Source organism: Streptomyces sp. NRRL WC-3618 (assembly GCF_001280005.1).
GTDB lineage: Bacteria > Actinomycetota > Actinomycetes > Streptomycetales > Streptomycetaceae > Streptomyces.
Genome location: NZ_LGDW01000484.1, coordinates 15,865 through 34,204, shown reverse-complemented (window position 1 = coordinate 34,204; position 18,340 = coordinate 15,865). Strand labels below are relative to the sequence as shown.

12 protein-coding genes are annotated in these 18,340 nt (G+C 69.1%); 7 read left to right on the top strand and 5 right to left on the bottom strand.

Annotation, left to right across the window (positions count from 1 at the left end):
* Positions 1-363: 363 nt before the first annotated feature.
* On the bottom strand, positions 364-1,620 hold the full coding sequence (locus tag ADL01_RS38320) for a S8 family peptidase (RefSeq protein WP_420719782.1): 1,257 nt from the start codon (positions 1,618-1,620) through the stop codon (positions 364-366).
* 244 nt (positions 1,621-1,864) lie between these two features.
* Here ADL01_RS38320 and glgP point away from each other — a divergent pair, with 244 nt between their 5' ends.
* Positions 1,865-4,531 carry an alpha-glucan family phosphorylase gene (gene glgP / locus ADL01_RS38315; RefSeq protein ID WP_053746694.1) on the top strand — a complete coding sequence of 889 codons (2,667 nt, stop codon included), beginning with the start codon at positions 1,865-1,867 and terminating at the stop codon, positions 4,529-4,531.
* Positions 4,532-4,621: 90 nt separating this feature from the next.
* Here glgP and ADL01_RS38310 read toward each other — a convergent pair whose 3' ends face one another.
* Complete coding sequence (locus tag ADL01_RS38310) at positions 4,622-5,326, bottom strand: hypothetical protein (RefSeq protein WP_053746697.1); 705 nt, start codon at positions 5,324-5,326, stop codon at positions 4,622-4,624.
* Positions 5,327-5,713: 387 nt separating this feature from the next.
* Between ADL01_RS38310 and ADL01_RS38305 the strand changes: the two genes are divergently transcribed.
* From ADL01_RS38305 to ADL01_RS38280, 6 genes are all read left to right on the top strand, one after another.
* Positions 5,714-7,024 carry an ABC transporter substrate-binding protein gene (locus ADL01_RS38305; RefSeq protein ID WP_053746693.1) on the top strand — a complete coding sequence of 437 codons (1,311 nt, stop codon included), beginning with the start codon at positions 5,714-5,716 and terminating at the stop codon, positions 7,022-7,024.
* Between the two features lie 176 nt (positions 7,025-7,200).
* The gene (locus ADL01_RS38300) at positions 7,201-9,252 is read left to right on the top strand and encodes an ABC transporter permease subunit (RefSeq protein WP_078961018.1); all 2,052 of its coding nucleotides are present in this window, start codon (positions 7,201-7,203) and stop codon (positions 9,250-9,252) included.
* On the top strand, positions 9,249-10,079 hold the full coding sequence (locus ADL01_RS38295) for an ABC transporter ATP-binding protein (RefSeq protein WP_053746692.1): 831 nt from the start codon (positions 9,249-9,251) through the stop codon (positions 10,077-10,079). The genes ADL01_RS38300 and ADL01_RS38295 overlap by 4 nt, the downstream gene beginning before the upstream one ends.
* Complete coding sequence (locus tag ADL01_RS38290) at positions 10,076-10,789, top strand: ABC transporter ATP-binding protein (protein WP_053746691.1); 714 nt, start codon at positions 10,076-10,078, stop codon at positions 10,787-10,789. The genes ADL01_RS38295 and ADL01_RS38290 overlap by 4 nt, the downstream gene beginning before the upstream one ends.
* A 46-nt stretch (positions 10,790-10,835) precedes the next feature.
* Positions 10,836-11,687 carry an alpha/beta fold hydrolase gene (locus ADL01_RS38285; RefSeq protein WP_053746690.1) on the top strand — a complete coding sequence of 284 codons (852 nt, stop codon included), beginning with the start codon at positions 10,836-10,838 and terminating at the stop codon, positions 11,685-11,687.
* 399 nt (positions 11,688-12,086) lie between these two features.
* Entirely contained in the window at positions 12,087-13,397 is a 1,311-nt protein-coding gene (locus ADL01_RS38280; protein WP_053746689.1) for an ABC transporter substrate-binding protein, read from the top strand.
* Positions 13,398-13,410: 13 nt separating this feature from the next.
* Here the strand turns inward: ADL01_RS38280 and ADL01_RS38275 are convergent, their stop codons facing one another.
* The 3 genes from ADL01_RS38275 to ADL01_RS38265 form a co-directional block, all read right to left on the bottom strand.
* Entirely contained in the window at positions 13,411-13,923 is a 513-nt protein-coding gene (locus ADL01_RS38275) for a DUF1990 domain-containing protein (protein WP_053746688.1), read from the bottom strand.
* Positions 13,924-14,061: 138 nt separating this feature from the next.
* Positions 14,062-15,726, bottom strand: a complete 1,665-nt coding sequence (locus ADL01_RS38270; protein WP_053746687.1) for a M4 family metallopeptidase — start codon at positions 15,724-15,726, stop codon at positions 14,062-14,064.
* Between the two features lie 349 nt (positions 15,727-16,075).
* On the bottom strand, positions 16,076-18,151 hold the full coding sequence (locus ADL01_RS38265) for a M4 family metallopeptidase (protein ID WP_053746686.1): 2,076 nt from the start codon (positions 18,149-18,151) through the stop codon (positions 16,076-16,078).
* Positions 18,152-18,340: the final 189 nt, after the last annotated feature.

Genomic DNA, 18,340 nt, shown 5'->3' with positions numbered 1-18,340 from the left:
TGGGGCCCGGCGAGGGCGTATCCGAGGCCTGCGTTGCCTGGGCGGCTTGTGGCGGGACGGTGGTGTCGGGTTGCCGTATCGGTGGTGGTGTCCCGGTGGTGGGAGTCGGGGGTGCTGGCGAGTGGTGCGTGGCGGGCATGACCGCTCCTGTCCGCGTCAACGTGGGTGGGCGGATGGATGTGGGGAGGGTGTCCTGCGTGGTGTACCCCCAGTCGTGTACCGGAGGAGCCTTCCCACCCTATTCGGGTAGGCAATCCGGCACTTTGCTAACTACTCACGCGTATGTCAGCACCCAGGATCAGCCAGGTCGGCGAACGACATCGGCCCCGTCCGGCGGACGGGGCCGACAACGGCACAGTGCTCCTAAGAGAGCGGTATCCGCAGGAGTTTGTTCGGTGAACCGGCGCCCTTGTCGGAGACTTTCCCGACCGTCGCCAGAGTCGTCAGCGCCTTGGCGACTTGCGCCGGACTGGATTTCGGTCGTTCCGCCAAGTAGAGGGCTGCCGCCCCCGCCGCGTGCGGCGCCGCCATCGACGTACCGGAGTAGGCCACCCGGCCGGTGTCGCTGGCGTACGACGCGGAGGTGATCGAGACACCCGGGGCGAACAGATCGAGACTCGATCCCCAGTTCGAGAAGTCGGCGCGAGCGTCGGTCGGCCCGGTCGCGCCGACCGTGATCGCCTCCTTGACGGCGGCCGGGGAGCTGTACTGCGCCGGCTGCCCGTCGTTCCCGGCCGCGATCGTGTACGTCACCCCGGACGCGATCGAGTACCGTACGGCCGCGTCGAGTTGGGCGTTGCGCCGGCCCCCGAGGCTCACATTGGCGACGGCGGGCTTCCTGGCGTTCCGCGTGACCCAGTCGATACCGGCGATGACCTGCGCTGTCGTCCCGGCGCCGGAGTCGTCGAGGACGCGTACGGAGACGACCTTGGCCTTCTTGGCGACGCCCAGGGCCGTACCGGCGATCGTCGCCGCGACATGCGTACCGTGGCCGTTTCCGTCGCCGGCCCATCTGTCGCCGTCGACGAAGTCCCAGCCGTAACTCGCGCGTCCACCGAAGTCCTTGTGCGAGACACGGATGCCGGTGTCGATCACGTACACCGTGACGCCCCTGCCCGCCGACTCCGGCCAGGCGTAGCTGCTGTCGAGCGGCAGACCGGCCTGGTCGATCCGGTCCAGGCCCCAGGACGGCGGGTCCTGCCGGCCGCGCGCGCCCGCCTTGTCGGCGCCGTCGTACGTGATCCGGGTGTCCTGGGCGACCGAGGCCACGCGGGAGTCCGCCGCGAGGTTTTTGGCCTGTTCCTCGTTGGCCCGCACGGCGTAGCCGTTCAGGACGGTGCTGTAGATGTGGCTTATTCTCGCCCCGTACTTCGCGGCCAGTCTCGTGCCGTCCGCCGACGAGGCCGCCGTACCTCCCTTGAGCGTCACCAGGTAACTTCCGCCGACGGAGCCGGGTTCACCGGCGCCGGCTATGCGAGCCTCCGGGGCGGCCTGCGCGGGTGCGGTGACCGAAAGCACCGCGGCGGTGGTCGCCGCGGTCAGGGCAGCCGCCCAGCGCGGACGCCAGGGGCGCGTCCGTTTCACTGGTTTCACGGTTTTCGCGTCTTTCACGGTCTTCATGGTGGGAGTTCCCCCTCCTGGGCCGCCGACACCGGGCGGCCTTCTGGGCAGCCTCTCGTGCGGGGAGAAGTGTTACAAGGTGGCCTACGGGGGCGGAATCGGCCATATCGGCAGTCGGTTCGGCGTGGGGGGCGCGCAATACGCGCCATGGTTCCCGGGCTCCCTCACCGATACCGTCAAGGGGTTGACGACGGGACGCACAACGCCGTGCGTCCTTACATCACGCACGACCACCGAGGTGAATGTGAAGGCGATCCGTCGGTTCACCGTCCGTCCCGTTCTCCCCGAGCCCCTGCGGCCGCTCAGTGATCTGGCCCGCAATCTGCGCTGGTCCTGGCATGCGGAGACCCGCGAACTCTTCCAGTCCGTCGACCCCGAGCGCTGGGCCGACGCGGACCGCGACCCCGTACGGCTCCTCGGCAGCCTCTCGCCCGAGCGGCTCACCGAACTGGCCGAGGACCGCCGCTTCCTGCGCCGCCTCACCACGGTCGCCGACGACCTGCACGACTACGTCACCGGCGACCGCTGGTACCAGACGCAGACGCAGCCCGAGACACAGCCGCAGGGCTCCGGCCAGGGGGCCGAACTCCCCGCCGCCGTCGCCTACTTCTCCCCCGAGTACGGCATCACGGCCGCCCTGCCGCAGTACTCCGGCGGCCTCGGCATCCTCGCCGGGGACCATCTGAAGTCGGCCAGTGACCTCGGCGTACCGCTGATCGGCGTCGGACTCATGTACCGGCACGGCTACTTCCGCCAGTCCCTCTCCCGGGACGGCTGGCAGCAGGAGCACTATCCGGTCCTCGACCCCAACGAACTCCCCGTCGCCCTCCTCAAGGAACCCGACGGCACCCCCTCCCAGGTCTCCCTGGCCCTGCCCGGCGGCCGGTCGCTGCGGGCCCGGGTCTGGCTCGCGCAGGTGGGACGCGTACCGCTGCTGCTCCTCGACTCGGACGTGGAGGAGAACGACCTCGGCGAACGGGGCGTCACGGACCGGCTGTACGGGGGAGGCAGCGAGCACCGCCTCCTCCAGGAGATGCTGCTCGGCATAGGAGGAGTGCGCGCGGTCCGTACGTACTGCCGCCTCACCGGCCACCCCGCCCCCGAGGTGTTCCACACCAACGAGGGCCACGCGGGCTTCCTCGGACTGGAACGGATCGCCGAACTCTGCGACGAGGGCCTGGACTTCGACGCGGGTCTGGAAGCGGTGCGTGCGGGGACGGTCTTCACGACGCACACCCCCGTCCCGGCCGGCATCGACCGTTTCGACCGTGAACTGGTCGCACGCCACTTCGGCCCCGACGCCGAACTCCCGCGTATCGACGTGGAACGCGTGCTGAGCCTCGGCATGGAGACCTACCCCGGTGGCGAACCGAACCTCTTCAACATGGCCGTGATGGGCCTGCGGTTGGGCCGCCAGGCCAACGGGGTCTCCCTTCTGCACGGCCAGGTGAGCAGGGAGATGTTCGCGGGGCTGTGGCCGGGCTTCGACCCGGCCGAGGTGCCGATCACCTCGGTCACCAACGGTGTACACGCGCCCACTTGGGTCGCCCCGGAGGTGCTCAGCCTCGGTGCCCGTCAGATCGGCGCGGGGCGCGCCGAGGACGCGCTGACGGTCGGCGGCTCGGACCGGTGGGACGTGGTGGCGGGCATCGCAGACCAGGACATCTGGGAGCTACGGCGGTCCCTGCGTGAGCAGTTGGTGGTGGAGGTACGGGAACGGCTGCGCGCGTCCTGGCGGCAACGCGGCGCGGGGACGGCCGAGTTGGGCTGGATCGATGGGGTGCTCGACCCGGACGTCCTGACGATCGGCTTCGCGCGCCGGGTCCCCTCGTACAAACGCCTGACCCTGATGCTGCGCGACCGCGACCGTCTCCTCGACCTGCTCCTCCACCCCGAACGCCCCATCCAGATCGTGATCGCGGGCAAGGCGCACCCGGCGGACGACGGCGGGAAGCGGCTGATCCAGGAGCTGGTGCGTTTCGCCGACGACCCGCGTGTCCGCCACCGCATCGTGTTCCTCCCCGACTACGGCATGGCGATGGCGCAGAAGCTGTACCCGGGCTGCGACATCTGGCTCAACAACCCCCTGCGCCCCCTGGAGGCGTGCGGGACGAGCGGTATGAAGGCGGCGCTGAACGGCTGCCTCAACCTCTCGGTCCTGGACGGCTGGTGGGACGAATGGTTCCGGCCCGATTTCGGCTGGGCGATCCCCACGGCGGACGGCATCGCGGGCACGGACTCCGACCACCGGGACGACGTCGAGGCAGCGGCCCTGTACGACCTCCTCGAACAGCGGGTCACCCCGCGCTTCTACGAGCACGGCGAGACGGGCCTGCCCGACCGCTGGATCGAGATGGTCCGCGAGACCCTCACCCACCTCGGCCCGAAGGTCCTGGCCGGCCGGATGGTCCGCGAGTACGTGGAGCGCCTCTACGCCCCCGCGGCGCGCGCCCACCGCACCATGACACCGGACACGGCAAGGGAGTTGGCGGCCTGGAAGTCCCGGGTCCGCTCCGCCTGGCACAAGGTGACGGTCGACCACGTGGAGACCTCGGCGGCGACCGCCCCCGCGCTGACGGCGGAACTGGGCAGCACGCTCTCCCTCCGCGTACGGGTGGGCCTGGGCGATCTGTCCCCGGACGACGTCGAGGTCCAGGCGGTCTCGGGGCGCGTCGACTCGCAGGACAGCATCACCGACGCCACGGCGGTGCCACTGAAGGCGGTCGGCGGCCCGGACCCGGAAGGGCACTGGCAGTTCGAGGGACCACTGTCCCTGCACCGGACGGGGCCGTACGGGTACACGGTGCGGATTCTGCCGGCGCACCGGCTGCTGGCGTCGAGCGCGGAGATGGGGCTGGTGGCGGTGCCTTCGGAGGAACTGGGGGAGGGAGCGGGGGTTTTGATGCGGTGAACGCGGTTGTGGGGCCGGAACCTGCTGGGCGGCCGTATGCCGCCCAGCAGGGTGCACACGTACCGCCGTGAGCGGCCTGGGCCCTGCGCGTCAGGGTGCCTGGGCCTCCGGCGCGGCCGTGGTGAACTGGTCGAAGAGAGTGACGGCGGCACGCGTGGCGAGGGTCCAGTCCTGGTCCCCGAAGGGGTCCTGAAGGTTGCCGTATCCGGCGATCCAGCGCATGTGGAACCCGTCGAGAAGAGACGCGATCGTGGTCGCGAGGTCCTCGACCTGGTAGGGCGGACGCATCCGTAGGTTGTAGGCATCGAGCAGCGCTTGATACGCCTGACAGGCCACCTGCGTGAACGACTCGCCGTAGTGGCCGAGGGCCTCGCGTACACGTGGGTTGGCGGCGCTGGCGTAGAAGCCGAGCATCACGCGGTAGATCGGGTCGACGCGGTGGTTCTCGTGGTTGTCGCCGAGGACGTCGTTGAGCGCGTCCTGCCAGGTAATACCGTCCGCGACAGCCTTGTCGAAGCGGCGGACGCTGTCGGACAGGCTGGGGACGAGTTGCGCCTGCCGGGACGTGAGGTGGAACAGTAGTTCGGCCTGGAAGTCGGCCTGGGCGGGCCAGATCTGGTAGATCGAACCCGTGGTGACGGCAGGCGCCGATTCCTCGCCCAGCCGGGCCCGGATGATACGGGTGGCCTCTTCGGTGACCTGTTTGACGCGCACATGAGCCAGGGCGGCGGAGACCGCGGCCTCGCTCGTGTCCGCCGTGCCCGCGCAGACGATTTTGGTGGCCGCTTCCAGCATCAGGGCCCGGGTCTCCTCGAGCGAGCGTCGCGGAAGTCTGCGCCTCTCGGCCGGTACCGCCATCCCCTTGCCCTCCCCTTACGTGATCGTTAATTCGATGTGAACCGAACCGTTGACACAGTGCGAAGCCTACACCTAGATTCCCGATCCGTAAGAAAGTTACGAAAGCTGAAAGGCGCCTGAACGGGGCCTTCCGGTGATCCGGAGTCGCCCTCATGTGCCGGTCACTCCTGTGCGCATCCGGGCTCCGGTCCGTCCTCGCTGCCCTGCATGTCATGTCCATGTCGTCATGTCCATGCCCATGTTCATGCCGGTGCGGACGCTCCATGCCTGTCGCCACATGCCCTGCCGATGTAACCCCCTCTTGCTCTCACCACGGAGGTTCCTATGCCCACCATCCCGCGTGCCCGAGGACTGAGCCTCGTCGCCTCGGTCGTGGCGCCCCTGCTGGGCGTCACGGCCTGCAGTGTCTCGGCGACGAACACCTCGTCGTCCGGCTCCACGGGGCCGGCCGCCGTGGCCAGTACGGACACCCGGCCGTCAGCAGCAGTCGTCACCGACTACCGGAGCTACGTGGGGGGCAAGGAAGCCAAGGCCGATGCCAAGCAGTCGCCGATCACCCTGGGCTGGGTGAACGTGGAGGGCGGTCCCGGTGGCAGCCCGGAAGCGACGCTGGGCGCTCAGGCCGCCGTGAAGTACGTCAACGACAAGCTCGGCGGAATCGGCGGTCATCCGCTGCGGCTGAACGTCTGCACGGTGGTCTCGGCGGAGGAGGAGGGACAGAAGTGCGGGCAGCAACTGCTCGGCGACAAGTCCGTCTCAGCCATCGGGGTCGGCAACCTCTACCTGGGCGACGCCTCCTTCAACTCCGTGGTCGCGGGCAGGAAGCCGGTGCTGGTCGGCGTGGCGACCGGCCCCACCCTCCCCACCGCGGCGAACACCTACAGCACCTTCGGCGACCTGCCGCACATCTTCGCCACCTGGGGCACCTATGCGCGTGACGTGCTGAAGGCGAAGTCGGTGGCGGTCGTCCACACCAACACCCCCGGCGACAAAATCGCCTCCACCGCGGCCGTGCAGGGACTGAAGGCCGCCGGCCTCTCGGTGAAGTCGGTCGGATTCGACGTGCAGGCCACCGACCTGATCGGCCCGGTCACGGCGGCCGGGGCGGGCACCGCCGACGCCGTCGTCCCCATCTCGCTCGGAGCGGGATGCGTCGGGGTCGCCAAGGCGCTCAAGCAGCTCGGCGTCACCAAGCCCGTGGTCTCCACCCCGTTGTGCATGTCACCGGACGTCGCCAAGGGCCTCGGCGGTGACCTGCCCACCTGGACCTACGGAGTCGCCCAGACCCTTCCCGCCGACACCTCGGCGCCGGACACCAGGGCGTTCCTGACGGCCTCCGCCGAGGTGGGGCTCAGCAAGGACACGGCCTCGCAGGTCTTCGCGCCGCTGGGCTGGAGCACGATCCTGACGTACGCCAAGGTGCTCAACACGATCGGCGCCGACAAGATCACGCCGGCTGCCGTTTCGGAGCAGCTGAAGAAGTTCACCGGACCGGTCGTCATGGGCGCTGCCGAAGTGCGGTGCGGCAAGTACAAGGACGCCCCGGCGGTCTGCAACGACCAGGCGAGGTTCTACCAGTACCAGGGCAAGGGTGCATTCCAGCCCCTGACCGACTGGATCCGCCCGCCCAGGTAACCGCAGCTCACCCGCTCGGCAGGACCGGGTCCCACCACAGGACCCGCCCCGCAGAACCGTCCCCGCGGCCCGTCCGTCGGCCCGGCGGGTCTGCGGCCCCGGCGGACCGTCCCCGCCGTTGCCGAGGCCTTCGCCCCAGACGGAGCCTCGGGAACGCGCAATTCCTGGAGCCATCAATGGAACAGATCCTGCTATTCGCCGTGCTCGGCCTGGGCCAAGGGGCACTGATCGCCGGCATCGCGCTCGGTGTCGTGGTGACCTACCGCGGGTCAGGCATCATCAACTTGTCGACCGGTGCCGTCGCGATGGTCGCCGGGTATGTCTTCTGGTCCCTGAGCACCGGATTCTTCGGCTTCTCCCTGCCGACCCTGCCGGCCTTCCTCGGGGCACTCCTCGCGGCACTGGCGGTCGGACTCCTCACCGAATTCGCCGTGTTCAAGCCTCTGCGCACCTTCTCCCCGCTGGCCAAGCTCGCGGCATCCCTCGGCATCCTGCTCACGCTGCAGGCCACGATGCTGCTGGTCTTCGGAACCCAACCCCAGCAAGCACCCACCGTCCTCCCGTCCGCCACCGTCGACGTCCTGGGAGTCAGTACTCCCGCCGACCGGTTCCTTCTCACCGGGCTGATCATCGCGATGGCGCTGGCCATCGGCGCCCTGTACCGGTGGACCCGCTTCGGGCTCGCCACCCGCGCGGCCTCCGAGAACGAGCAAGCCGCCCTGCTGGCGGGCCTGTCGCCCAACGGTGTCTCCCTCGCCAACACCCTCCTGTCCACTCTGGTCGCGGGGCTGCTCGGGGTACTGGCCGCGCCCATCATCCAGATCGACTCCGTCACCCTGCCGCTCCAGGTGGTCCCGGCTCTCGCGGCCGCGCTGTTCGCCGGGTTCACCTCACTGTGGATCGCCTGCTCGGCGGGCATCCTCATCGGCGTACTGCAGTCGCTCGTGTACTACTTCTCCACGCAGAGCTGGTTCCCGACCGACAACGGCAACGCCATGCCGGGCATGCAGCAACTGGTCGTCTTCGGTCTGATGGTGATAGCCCTCTTCGTCCGGGGCGCCGGCCTGCCACGCCGAGGCGAGCTCGTCGAGCAGAGGCTGCCCGCGGTCCCCCTGCCCGAACGGCTGCTGCGGCCCGCTCTGCTGACCGCGTCCGTCGCCGCGATCGCGCTGGTGGTCCTGCCGTTCGACTTCCGTCAGGCACTGACGAACTCGATGATCGGCATGGTCATCGTCCTGTCGTTCGTCGTCATCACCGGATACGTCGGCCAGATCTCCGTCATGCAGCTCGCCCTCTCCGGCACCGCGGGTTTCGTCCTCTCCCACCTCGCCGTCCAGCTGCGGATCCCGTTTCCCTTCGACGCCCTCGGCGCGACCGTCCTGGCCACCCTGCTCGGAGTGGCCGCGGGCGTCTCGGCCCTGCGGGTACGCGGTGTGAGCCTGGCCGTCGTCACCCTGGCCGCTGCCCTGACCATGGAACAGGCGCTGTTCACCAACACCTCCTTCGGTGGAACGGCGGGTGTGTCCGTACCTCCGCCGCGCCTGTTCGGAGTGAACCTCGGCCCCAGCGCCGGATTCCGCGGCCTGGACGGGAACGAGCCCAGCCCCGTGTTCGGCTTCCTCGTTCTCGCCGTCGTCGTCGGGCTCGGACTGTATGTGGCCAACCTGCGGCGCACCGGCCTCGGCCGACGCATGCTCGCCGTTCGTTCGAACGAGCGCGCAGCCGCCGCCGCGGGAGTCGACGTCCGTGGGGTGAAGATCGCCGCCTTCGCCATCAGCTCCTTCATCGCCAGCGCCGCCGGCACCCTGTACGGCTACAACTTCGGCTCGGTCAGCGCCGCCAGGTTCACCGCACTGGCCGCCCTGGGCCTGATCGGCTTCGCCTACATCGGCGGCATCACCATGGTGTCCGGAGCCGTGATCGCGGGTCTGATGACGACCGAGGGGCTGGTGCCGCACGCCCTGGACAAGTGGTTCGGCGTCAAGGGGACTTGGGCGCTGCTGATCGGTGGGCTCTCCCTCATCGTGACGCTGATCGCCAACCCGGACGGCATCGCGGGCGCCAACCACCGCCGGAAGGCGGCGAAGAGAGCTGCTCGCGCGGCCGCCGCCCTCCCGCCGCCGGGATCATCCGGCCCGCCTGGGCCGGCCCCCCTGGCGGGCGGAACCCACTCGCGCGAGGAAACCGTCGGCCTCGTCACGCTCGGCCCCAAGGAGGTCACACCGTGAGTGTTCTCTCGGTTCGGTCGGTGGGCGTCAGCTACGGCGGCGTCCATGCCCTGAGTGATGTGAGCCTGGAGGTCGGCGAGGGACAACTCGTCGGACTGATCGGCCCCAACGGCGCGGGCAAGACCACCTTCGTGGACGCGGTCAGCGGCCTGGTCGCCGCCCGGGGCCGGGTGGAACTGGCCGGCAAGGATCTGACCGGTCTGCCGCCTCATGTCAGGGCGCGTCGAGGCCTGGCCCGCACGTTCCAGAGCAGCGAACTCTTCGAAGACCTCACGGTGACGGAGAACTTGCAGGTGATGGCGGACCGGCCGCGATGGTGGGCCACGTTCGGCGAGACGCTCGGTCGACGCCGTACCCTCGGCTCAGGCGTCACTGAGGCACTTACCGCTCTGGGGCTCGAGGGCCTCGCGGACATGTCCGCCCATGAGCTGTCCCAGGGGCAGCGCAAACTCGTCGGTGTGGCCCGGGCCCTGGCCGGTCGGCCCCGCGTCATCTGTCTCGACGAACCCGCGGCCGGCCTTGACACCAACGAGAGCGCCGCGCTCGGCAAGCGGCTTCGTGGTGTCGCGGACGCGGGCACCTCGCTGCTGCTCATCGACCACGACATGGATCTCGTGATGGGTTTCTGCGATCACCTGGTGGTCCTGGAATTCGGCAAGGTGATCGCCTCCGGGACGCCGTCCCAGGTCCGCACCGACCCGGCCGTCATCGCCGCCTACCTCGGGGCGTCTGCCGTCCAGCCCGCCGCCGAGTCTCCTGGCGACGGCGACCCGTCCGCCGTGGACGCGTCCCGTGCCCTCACCACCACCCCGGAGTCCGCATCATGAGCATCCCGGTCCTGGAATTGGCGGGACTCACCGCCGGATACGACGGAGCGCCGGTCATCCGTGGCCTCGACATGACGGTGCACACGGGAGAAGTCGTCGCCCTCCTCGGCGCCAACGGAGCAGGAAAGACAACGACACTCAAGGCGATCTCCGCGCTGCTGCGTCCGCTGAGCGGCACGGTCAGCTTCGCCGGGGCGTCGCTGAGCAGGATCCCGGCTGCCAACCGGGCCCGGCTGGGCATCGCTCACGTACCGGAAGGCAGGGGGATCTTCTCCGGCCTCTCGGTGGCGGAGCACCTGCGCCTGAGTCACCGTGGCGAACGCCTCGACGAGGTGGCCGCCTACGAGTACTTCCCCGCGCTGGCCCACATCAAGGACCGCAAGGCGGGGCTGCTCTCCGGCGGGGAACAGCAGATGCTCGCCATGGGACGGGCCCTGGCCCGCCGCCCGAAGCTCCTGCTGCTCGACGAACTCAGCCTCGGCCTCGCCCCCATCATCGTCGCGCAACTGCTCTCCATCGTCCGGCGCTACGCGGACGACTCCGGCTGCGGCGTACTGCTCGTCGAACAGCATGTCGGCCTGGCCCTGGAGATCGCGGACCGTGGCTATGTCCTGTCCCACGGCGAGATCAGCACGCACGCGACAGCCCAGGAACTGAGAGACGACCAGTCCAAGGTCGTCTCCGGCTATCTCGGAAAGCAGCCCGCCTGACGTCCGCCGCCGCGGAAATGGGTGCCCGCCTCACTTCAGGAGTGTGATGTTCACTTTCGACAGCAAGGACGGCGTACGGATCCACGTGCGCGAATGGGAGTCCGCCGGGCCGCCTCGTGCCGTCGTCCAGATCGCCCACGGCATGGGAGAGCACGCCGGCCGTTACGCGCCGCTCGCGTCGGCCCTTACCGCAGCGGGCTGTGCCGTCTATGCCAACGACCATCGGGGGCACGGGCTCAGCAGGCATGCCGAGCCCGGTCACCTCGGTGACGACGGCTGGAACCGCCTGGTCGGCGACATGGCCGCGCTCTCGGAGATCATCCGCGAGCGGCACCCGGACCTTCCGCTGATACTCGTCAGTCACAGTCTGGGTTCCTTCGCCGCCCAGCAGTACATGCTGGACCACGCACACTTGGTCAACGGGGTCGCGCTGACCGGCACCACAGCGGTCGATGTACTGGTGGCGGAGCAGGCCGCCGACGAGGACCCGCTGCTCGCCCTCAACCAGGCGTTCCAGCCCGCCCGTACGCCGTTCGACTGGCTCAGCCGCGACGACCGAGCCGTCGACGCCTATCTCACCGACCCCCTGTGCGGCTTCAGCCTCGACGCCCAGGGCATGGCGGACATCGCCGCGGCGGCCTCGTCCTCGCTCGCCCGACCCCAGGGCATACCGTCCCAGTTGCCGGTCTGTGTCCTTGTCGGGGACGGGGACCCTCTCAACGCGGGGTTGTCACGCAGCGATCTGGTGGTGGAGCGCTACCGCTCGGCGGGGCTCACGGACATCACTTACCGAACCTACGCCGGGGCGCGCCATGAACTGTTCAACGAGACCAACAAGCAGGAGGTGATCAGCGATCTGCTGACCTGGCTGACCCGCGTTCTCGTCGCGCCGCGGTGACGCGTGATTCAGCGCGGTATATGCGGTATATGGGGAGAGACGCGATGGTGGGCGCGAGGTCCTCGACCCGGTAGGGCGGACGCATCGGTAATAGGGCCTCGCGTGCAGGTGGGTTGGCGACGCCGGCGCAAAAGCTGATTTTGGTGGCCGCTTCCCATATCAGGGCCCGGGTCTCCTCGAACGAGCTTGCGGAAGTCCGCGCCTCTCGGCCGATACGGCCATACCCTTGCCTTCCGTGGTCCTTTACGTGATCGTCAATTCGCTGCGTATCGAACCATTGACAGAGCGTTAGGTCTACACCTAGATTCCGATCCGTAAGAAAATTACGAACGCTGACGGGGTCCTGGCAGGGCTTTCCAGCGATCCGGAGCGCTCTCGTCCCCCACCACGGAGGTTCCTATGCCCACCATCCCGCGTGCCCGAGGACTGAGCCTCCTCGCCTTGGTCGTGGCGCCCCTGCTGGGCGTCACGGCATGCGGTGCCTGGGGGGCGAACGCCTCGGCGTCCGGCTCCAACGGGCCGGACGCCGCAGCCAGTCCGGACACCCGACCGTCAGCAGCAGTCGTCACCGACTACCGGAGCTACGTGGGAGGCCAGTTAGCCGAGGTCGACGCCAAGCAGTCGCCGGTCACGCTGGGTTGGGTGAACGTGGAGGGCGGTCCCGACGGCAGCCCGGAAGCAACACTGGGCGCCCAGGCCGCCGTCAAGTACGTCAACGACAAGCTCGGCGGAATCGGCGGTCATCCGCTGCGGCTGAACGTCTGCACGGTGGTCTCGACGGAGGAGGAGGGAGGGAAGTGCGGGCAGCAACTGCTCATTGACGAGTCCGTCTCAGCCATCGGGGTCGGCGATCTCTTCGTGGGCGACGACGCCTTCAACTCCGTGATCGCGGGCAGGAAGCCGGTGCTGGTCGGCGTGGCGACGGGCCCCACCCTCCCCACCGCGACGAACACCTACAGCACCTTCGGCGATCTGCCGCACGTCTTCGGCACCTGGGGCACCTACGCGCGTGACGTGCTCAAGGCGAATTCGGTGGCGGTCATCCACACCAACACCCCCGGCGACTTGGTCGCCTCCACAGCGGCGGTAAAGGGCCTGACGGCCGCCGGGCTCTTCGTGAAGTCGGTCGAATTCGACGCGGGGGTCACCGACCTGGTCGGCCAGATCAGGGCGGACAAGGCCGACACCGCCGATGTCATCGTCCCCATCTCGCTCGGAGCGGGATGCGTCGAGATCGCCAAGGCGCTCAAGCGACTCGCCGTCACCAAGCCCGTGGTCTCCACCCCGCTGTGCATGTCACCCGACGTCGCCAAGGGCCTCGGCGGTGACCTGCCGACCTGGACCTACGGAGTCGCTCAGACCCTTCCCGCCGACACCTCGGCACCGGACACCAGGGCGTTCCTGACGGCCTCCGCCGAGGTGGGGCTCAGCCCGGACACGGCCTCGAACGTCCTCGCGCCGCTGGGCTGGAGCACGATCCTGACGTACGCCAAGGTGCTCAACACGATCGGCGCCGACAAGATCACGCCGGTGGCCGTCTCGGAGCAGCTGAAGAAGTTCACCGGACCGGTCGTCATGGGCGCCGCCGAAGTCCAGTGCGGCAAGTACAAGGACACCCCGGCGGTCTGCAACGACCAGACGAGGTTCTACCAGTACCAGGGCAAGGGCGTCTTCCAGCCCCTGACCGACTGGATCCGCCCGTCCAGGTGACTGCCCCTCAGCCTCAGTCCTCCCCGTACCACCCGCACAGCCGTCGCAGCACCACCCCGCACCGCCGCGCGTAAGCGTGCTGCAAGCCGCGCGTCGCGGGGCCGCCCGCCCTGGCGTACCACTTCGCGCCCTTGCTGAACGCGCTGATCGTCAGCCACACCGTGCCGTCGCCCGTGCGGTCCACCACGAAGGACTCCTCGCCGCACTCCGGGTGGCCGGCCAGCGTGCCGTACGCCCAGCCCGCGCGGCGGGGTTCCTCCACCGTCCAGACCACGCGGCACGGGGCCTTGATGAGACCGGCGAGGGTCACCGTGACGTCCACGTCGGGGGCCGCCCGTTCGGCGGAGGCGTCGATGCCCACGCCCATCGCGCGGTGCAGCTCCCAGGTGAGGACGGCCTCGGAGGCGCGCCGGAAGACCTCCTCGCCCTCGCCTATGCGGGTGCGTACATGCAGGTGGTGGAAGCCGGGAGGGCAACGGAAGCCGCGCTCGCGGGTCGCGCCGACCTCCGCGTACGTGAAGGACATGGGACCCAAGAGTAGGGCGGGGGTGGGAACAGTTGTACGGCGGGGGACGTACGACGACGGGGCGGTCCCCGGATGTGCCTTCGCTCCGGGTACCGCCCCGCCGCTCACTCACCGCTGGTGCCGCTCACGCGCCAGGTGTCACGCCTTGACGTTGACCGCCGCCCAGGCCGCGTTCACCGCCGCGTACTCCGCGCTGCCGGTGCCGCCGTACAGGGCCGAGGCCGCCGACAGGGTCGCCGTGCGGGCGCCCTTGTAGTTGGTCGTCGTCGTCATGTACGTGGTCAGCGCCTTGTACCAGATCTGGGCGGCCTTGGCGCGGCCGATGCCCGTGACGGTGGAGCCGTTGGACGTCGGGGAGTTGTAGCTGACCCCGTTGATCGTCTTGGCGCCGCTGCCCTCGGAGAGCAGGTAGAAGAAGTGGTTCGCGGGGCCCGACGAGTAATGGACGTCGAGGCCGCCGAGGCTCGACGACCAGGCGTCCTTCGAGCCGCCGTCCTTGCTCGGCTTGTCCATGTAACGCAGCGGCGTGCCGTCGCCGTTGATGTTGATCTTCTCGCCGATGAGGTAGTCACCGACGTCGGAGGAGTTGCTCGCGTAGAACTCGACGGCCGTGCCGAAGATGTCGGAGGTGGCCTCGTTGAGGCCGCCGGACTCACCGCTGTAGAGCAGGCCCGCCGTGTTGGCGGTGACGCCGTGCGTCATCTCGTGGCCGGCCACGTCCAGCGAGGTCAGCGGGTGCGTGTTGCCGTCGCCGTCGCCGTACGTCATGCAGAAGCAGTCGTCGTCCCAGAACGCGTTGACGTACCCGTTGCCGTAGTGGACGCGGGAGTACGCGGCGACACCGTTGTTCTTGATGCCGGAGCGGCCGAACGTGTCCTTGTAGAAGTCCCACGTCTTCTGCGCGCCGTACGCGGCGTCGACGGCCGCGGTCTGGTCGGTGGTCGAGCTGGAGGCCGCGCCGGTGCCCCAGGTGTCGTCGGCGTCGGTGAACAGGGTGCCGGTGGACGAGCTGGAGGAGTGCGCCTTGTTGTACGTCTTGTGGCCGCCGCGGGTGCCGTCGGTCAGCTGGTACGTCGAGCCCGACAGCGTCGTGCTCAGCGAGACCGTGCCGGAGTACAGGCTCTTGCCGGTGCCGGTCTCGATGCCCTGGTACTCGTACAGCTTCTTGCCGGTGGCCGCGTCGGTGATGACGTGCAGCTCGTTCGGGGTGCCGTCCTCCTGGAGGCCGCCGACGACGGTCTCGTAGGCGAGGGTCGGGGTGCCCGAGGCGGCCCAGATCACCTTGCGGGGGGCGCTGGACGCCGCCGAACTGCTGGATCCGGCCTTCTTGGCGAGCGTGACGGCCTGCTTCTCGGCGGCGGCCGGGGCGACCTCGGGGGAGAGATCGGTGACCTTGATGGCCGCCTTCTGCGCCTTGGTCACGCTCCGGGTCGTGCCGGCCGCGTTCTCGTGCACGACGAGGTCGCCGCCGAGGACGGGCAGGCCCGCGTAGGTGCGCTCGTAGCGGGTGTGCAGGGTGCCGTCGGAGTCCTTGACGACGTCACGGACGACGAGCTTCTCCTTGGCGCCGAGGCCTATCTCGTCGGCGGTCGCCGGGGCTTCGGCGGCGGCTTCCTTGATGAGGGCGGTGCGCGCCGCGGGAGACAGCGTCATCGGAACGGCGGAGACTCTGGCCGTGGTGCCGGTCGGCTCGCTCTGGGCGGAGGCACCGGTGCTCAGACCGGTGGTGATGAGGGCTCCGGCCGCGACGGCGGTGGCGATGGCCAGGGTGGTGCGATTGCGACGCGCGTAGAGGGGGGTCACGCGGACTCCTTTGTGGGGGTTCCGGGCGGTCGTGGGGTGATCGTCCGGAAGTGCTTGTGGAGCTGGAGTGGTGCTGCTGCGGCGTGGTGGAAGAGTGCCATTGGAGACGCGTACATGTCAGGACCCCGAAGTGATGTTGGCTGAAAATCGACTGCCGGGTAAATATTTCGTGTATGTAACGCGGCTCGACTTCGGCAAGGTGAAGGCAAAGGCCGAGCAGGGCTGCAATAAAAGCGCGGTACGGGCCCCACAAAGGCGGCGCCACCCCGGTGAGTTGATCCACCGGGGCGGCGCACTGTCGCTTACGGGCCCTGAACAGGGCTCGAACGGGCCCTTAATCGCGGGGTGTTCAGGCCGACGGGAAGGTGATCTTCCAGCCGTTGATCTTGCCGGTGTCCTGGGCCGCCTTGTCCTGGACCTTCAACTGCCAGGTCCCGTTGGCGACCTCGGAGGAGGCGTTGACCGTGTACGGCTCGTTCACGTCGTCCTCGGAGTCCGAGGAGCTGAACGGCTTCAGGTTGTAGACCGAGCCGTCCGGCGCCACCAGATCGACGACGAGGTCGCCGCGCCAGGTGTGTGAGATGTCCGGCGTGACCACCAGGTTGCTCGGCGCGTTGCCGGCGATGCCGGTGACCGTGAGGGGCGACGTCACCGCGGGACCGTTGTCCGGAATCGATACGACGGTCGAGGACTCGAAGGAGGTGCCGGTGCCACCGCCACCGCCCGGACGCGCACCGACGTTGATACCGGCCCACGCGTTCTCGACGGCCGTGTACTCGGGGCTCGTCGTGCCGTACAGCTCACCGGCCGCCGCGAGGGTGCCCGTGCGGGCCCCCTTGTAGTTGGTCATCGTCGTGAACTTCGTGGTGAGCGCGCGGAACCAGATCTTCTCCGCCTTGTCCCGGCCGATGCCGGTCACCGGCAGCCCGTCCGAGGTGGGCGAGTTGTAGTTGACGCCGTTGATGGTCTTGGCGCCGCTGCCCTCGCTCAGCAGGTAGAAGAAGTGGTTCGCCGGACCGGACGAGTAGTGGACGTCGACCCCGCCGACACCCGAGTACCAACTGTCCTTGGACGAGCCGTCCTTGCTCGGCTTGTCCATGTAACGCAGCGGCGTGCCGTCGCCGTTGATGTTGATCTCCTCGCCGATGAGGTAGTCACCGACGTCGGAGGGGTTGTTCGCGTAGAACTCGACCGCGGTGCCGAAGATGTCGGAGGTGGCCTCGTTGAGGCCGCCGGACTCACCGCTGTAGAGCAGGCCCGCCGTGTTGGCGGTGACGCCGTGTGTCATCTCGTGGCCGGCCACGTCGATCGCCGTCAGCGGGTTGGCGTTGCCCGACCCGTCGCCGTACGTCATGCAGAAGCAGGCGTCCTGCCAGAAGGCGTTGATGTAGGAGCTGCCGTAGTGGACGCGCGAGTACGCGCCCACGCCGTTGCCCTTGATGCCGGTGCGGCCCTGGACGTTCTTGTAGTAGTCCCAGGTCAGCGCCGCACCGTAGTGGGCGTCGGCGGCGGCCGACTCCGGGTCGGACGCGAGTCCGTTGCCCCAGACGTCGTCGGCGCCCGAGAAGAGGGTGCCGGTGCCGGAGGAGCCGCGGTTCAGGTTGTACGTCTTGTGACCGCCGCGCGCGCCGTCGGTCAGGTTGTACGTCGAACCCGACTGCGTGGTGGTGAGGTCGACCTTCCCGCTGTACACCGTGTTGCCGATGCCGGTCTCGACGCCCTGGTACTCGAAGAGCTTCGCGCCGGTGGCCGCGTCGGTGATGACGTGCAGTTCGTTCGGCGTGCCGTCCTCCTGGAGCCCGCCGACGACCGTCTCGTACGCGAGTACCGGGGTACCCGAGGCGGCCCAGATGACCTTCCTGGGCTCCTTGCCGAGCTTCGCGGTCTTCGCCTTGGCCTTCCCGGCGGTCAGCGCCTGCTGCTCCGCCTTCGCGACGGGCAGCGAGGCCGTCGTCGTCGCCACCTTGATGGTGGCGCGGGTCGCCTTCACGACGCCTTGCACGGCGCCCGACTTGGCGGTGTCGACCACCAGGTCGCCACCGAGGACGGGAAGTCCGGCGTACGTGCGCTCGTAGCGCGTGTGCACGGTGCCGTTGCCGTCCTTGAGGACGTCACGGACGACGAGCTGCTCCTTGGCGCCCAGACCGAGGTCCTCGGCCGTCTGCGCCTTGGTGGCGTTGGCGTCGGCCAGCAGCGCGGCGCGCTGGGCGGGGGACAGCTTGATGGACTCCGCGCCGGGTATGACCTTGCCCGCGGCCTGCGGTGCCTTCTCCGGGGCCGCGGTGGCGGCACCGGACTGAACTGCCGCTGCCAGCAGGGCGGTTACGGCGACGAGGGCGCCGGTGGCGACCCGTCGGCCGGTGGTGCGGTCGAGCTGGGTGGGGGTGGCGTGGGGGGCGCGTCTGTGGGACTGGCGTCTCAACACTGACTCCTTCTGCTTGACCGCCGGTCGGGCGGCCAGGGGGGACCGAACGGTGGTCGTCCGTCCGGGGCAGAACAGGTGTGCGCGGATGCGTGGCGATGAACACAGCACTGCGACTGTGGAGTTGCTGTGAAGGTGCCGTGGGAAGAGTGGCAGGTGGGACAGCGCGCTGTCAGGACCGCGTCAACAAGT

Bases quoted from the DNA above. Each gene is read 5' to 3' on its own strand.
- ADL01_RS38320 (WP_420719782.1), bottom strand. From the start codon at position 1,620: ATGAAGACCGTGAAAGACGCGAAAACCGTGAAACCAGTGAAACGGACG.
- ADL01_RS38310 (WP_053746697.1), bottom strand. From the start codon at position 5,326: ATGCTGGAAGCGGCCACCAAAATCGTCTGCGCGGGCACGGCGGACACG.
- ADL01_RS38305 (WP_053746693.1), top strand. From the start codon at position 5,714: ATGCCCACCATCCCGCGTGCCCGAGGACTGAGCCTCGTCGCCTCGGTC.
- ADL01_RS38300 (WP_078961018.1), top strand. From the start codon at position 7,201: ATGGAACAGATCCTGCTATTCGCCGTGCTCGGCCTGGGCCAAGGGGCA.
- ADL01_RS38290 (WP_053746691.1), top strand. From the start codon at position 10,076: ATGAGCATCCCGGTCCTGGAATTGGCGGGACTCACCGCCGGATACGAC.
- ADL01_RS38285 (WP_053746690.1), top strand. From the start codon at position 10,836: ATGTTCACTTTCGACAGCAAGGACGGCGTACGGATCCACGTGCGCGAA.
- ADL01_RS38280 (WP_053746689.1), top strand. From the start codon at position 12,087: ATGCCCACCATCCCGCGTGCCCGAGGACTGAGCCTCCTCGCCTTGGTC.
- ADL01_RS38275 (WP_053746688.1), bottom strand. From the start codon at position 13,923: ATGTCCTTCACGTACGCGGAGGTCGGCGCGACCCGCGAGCGCGGCTTC.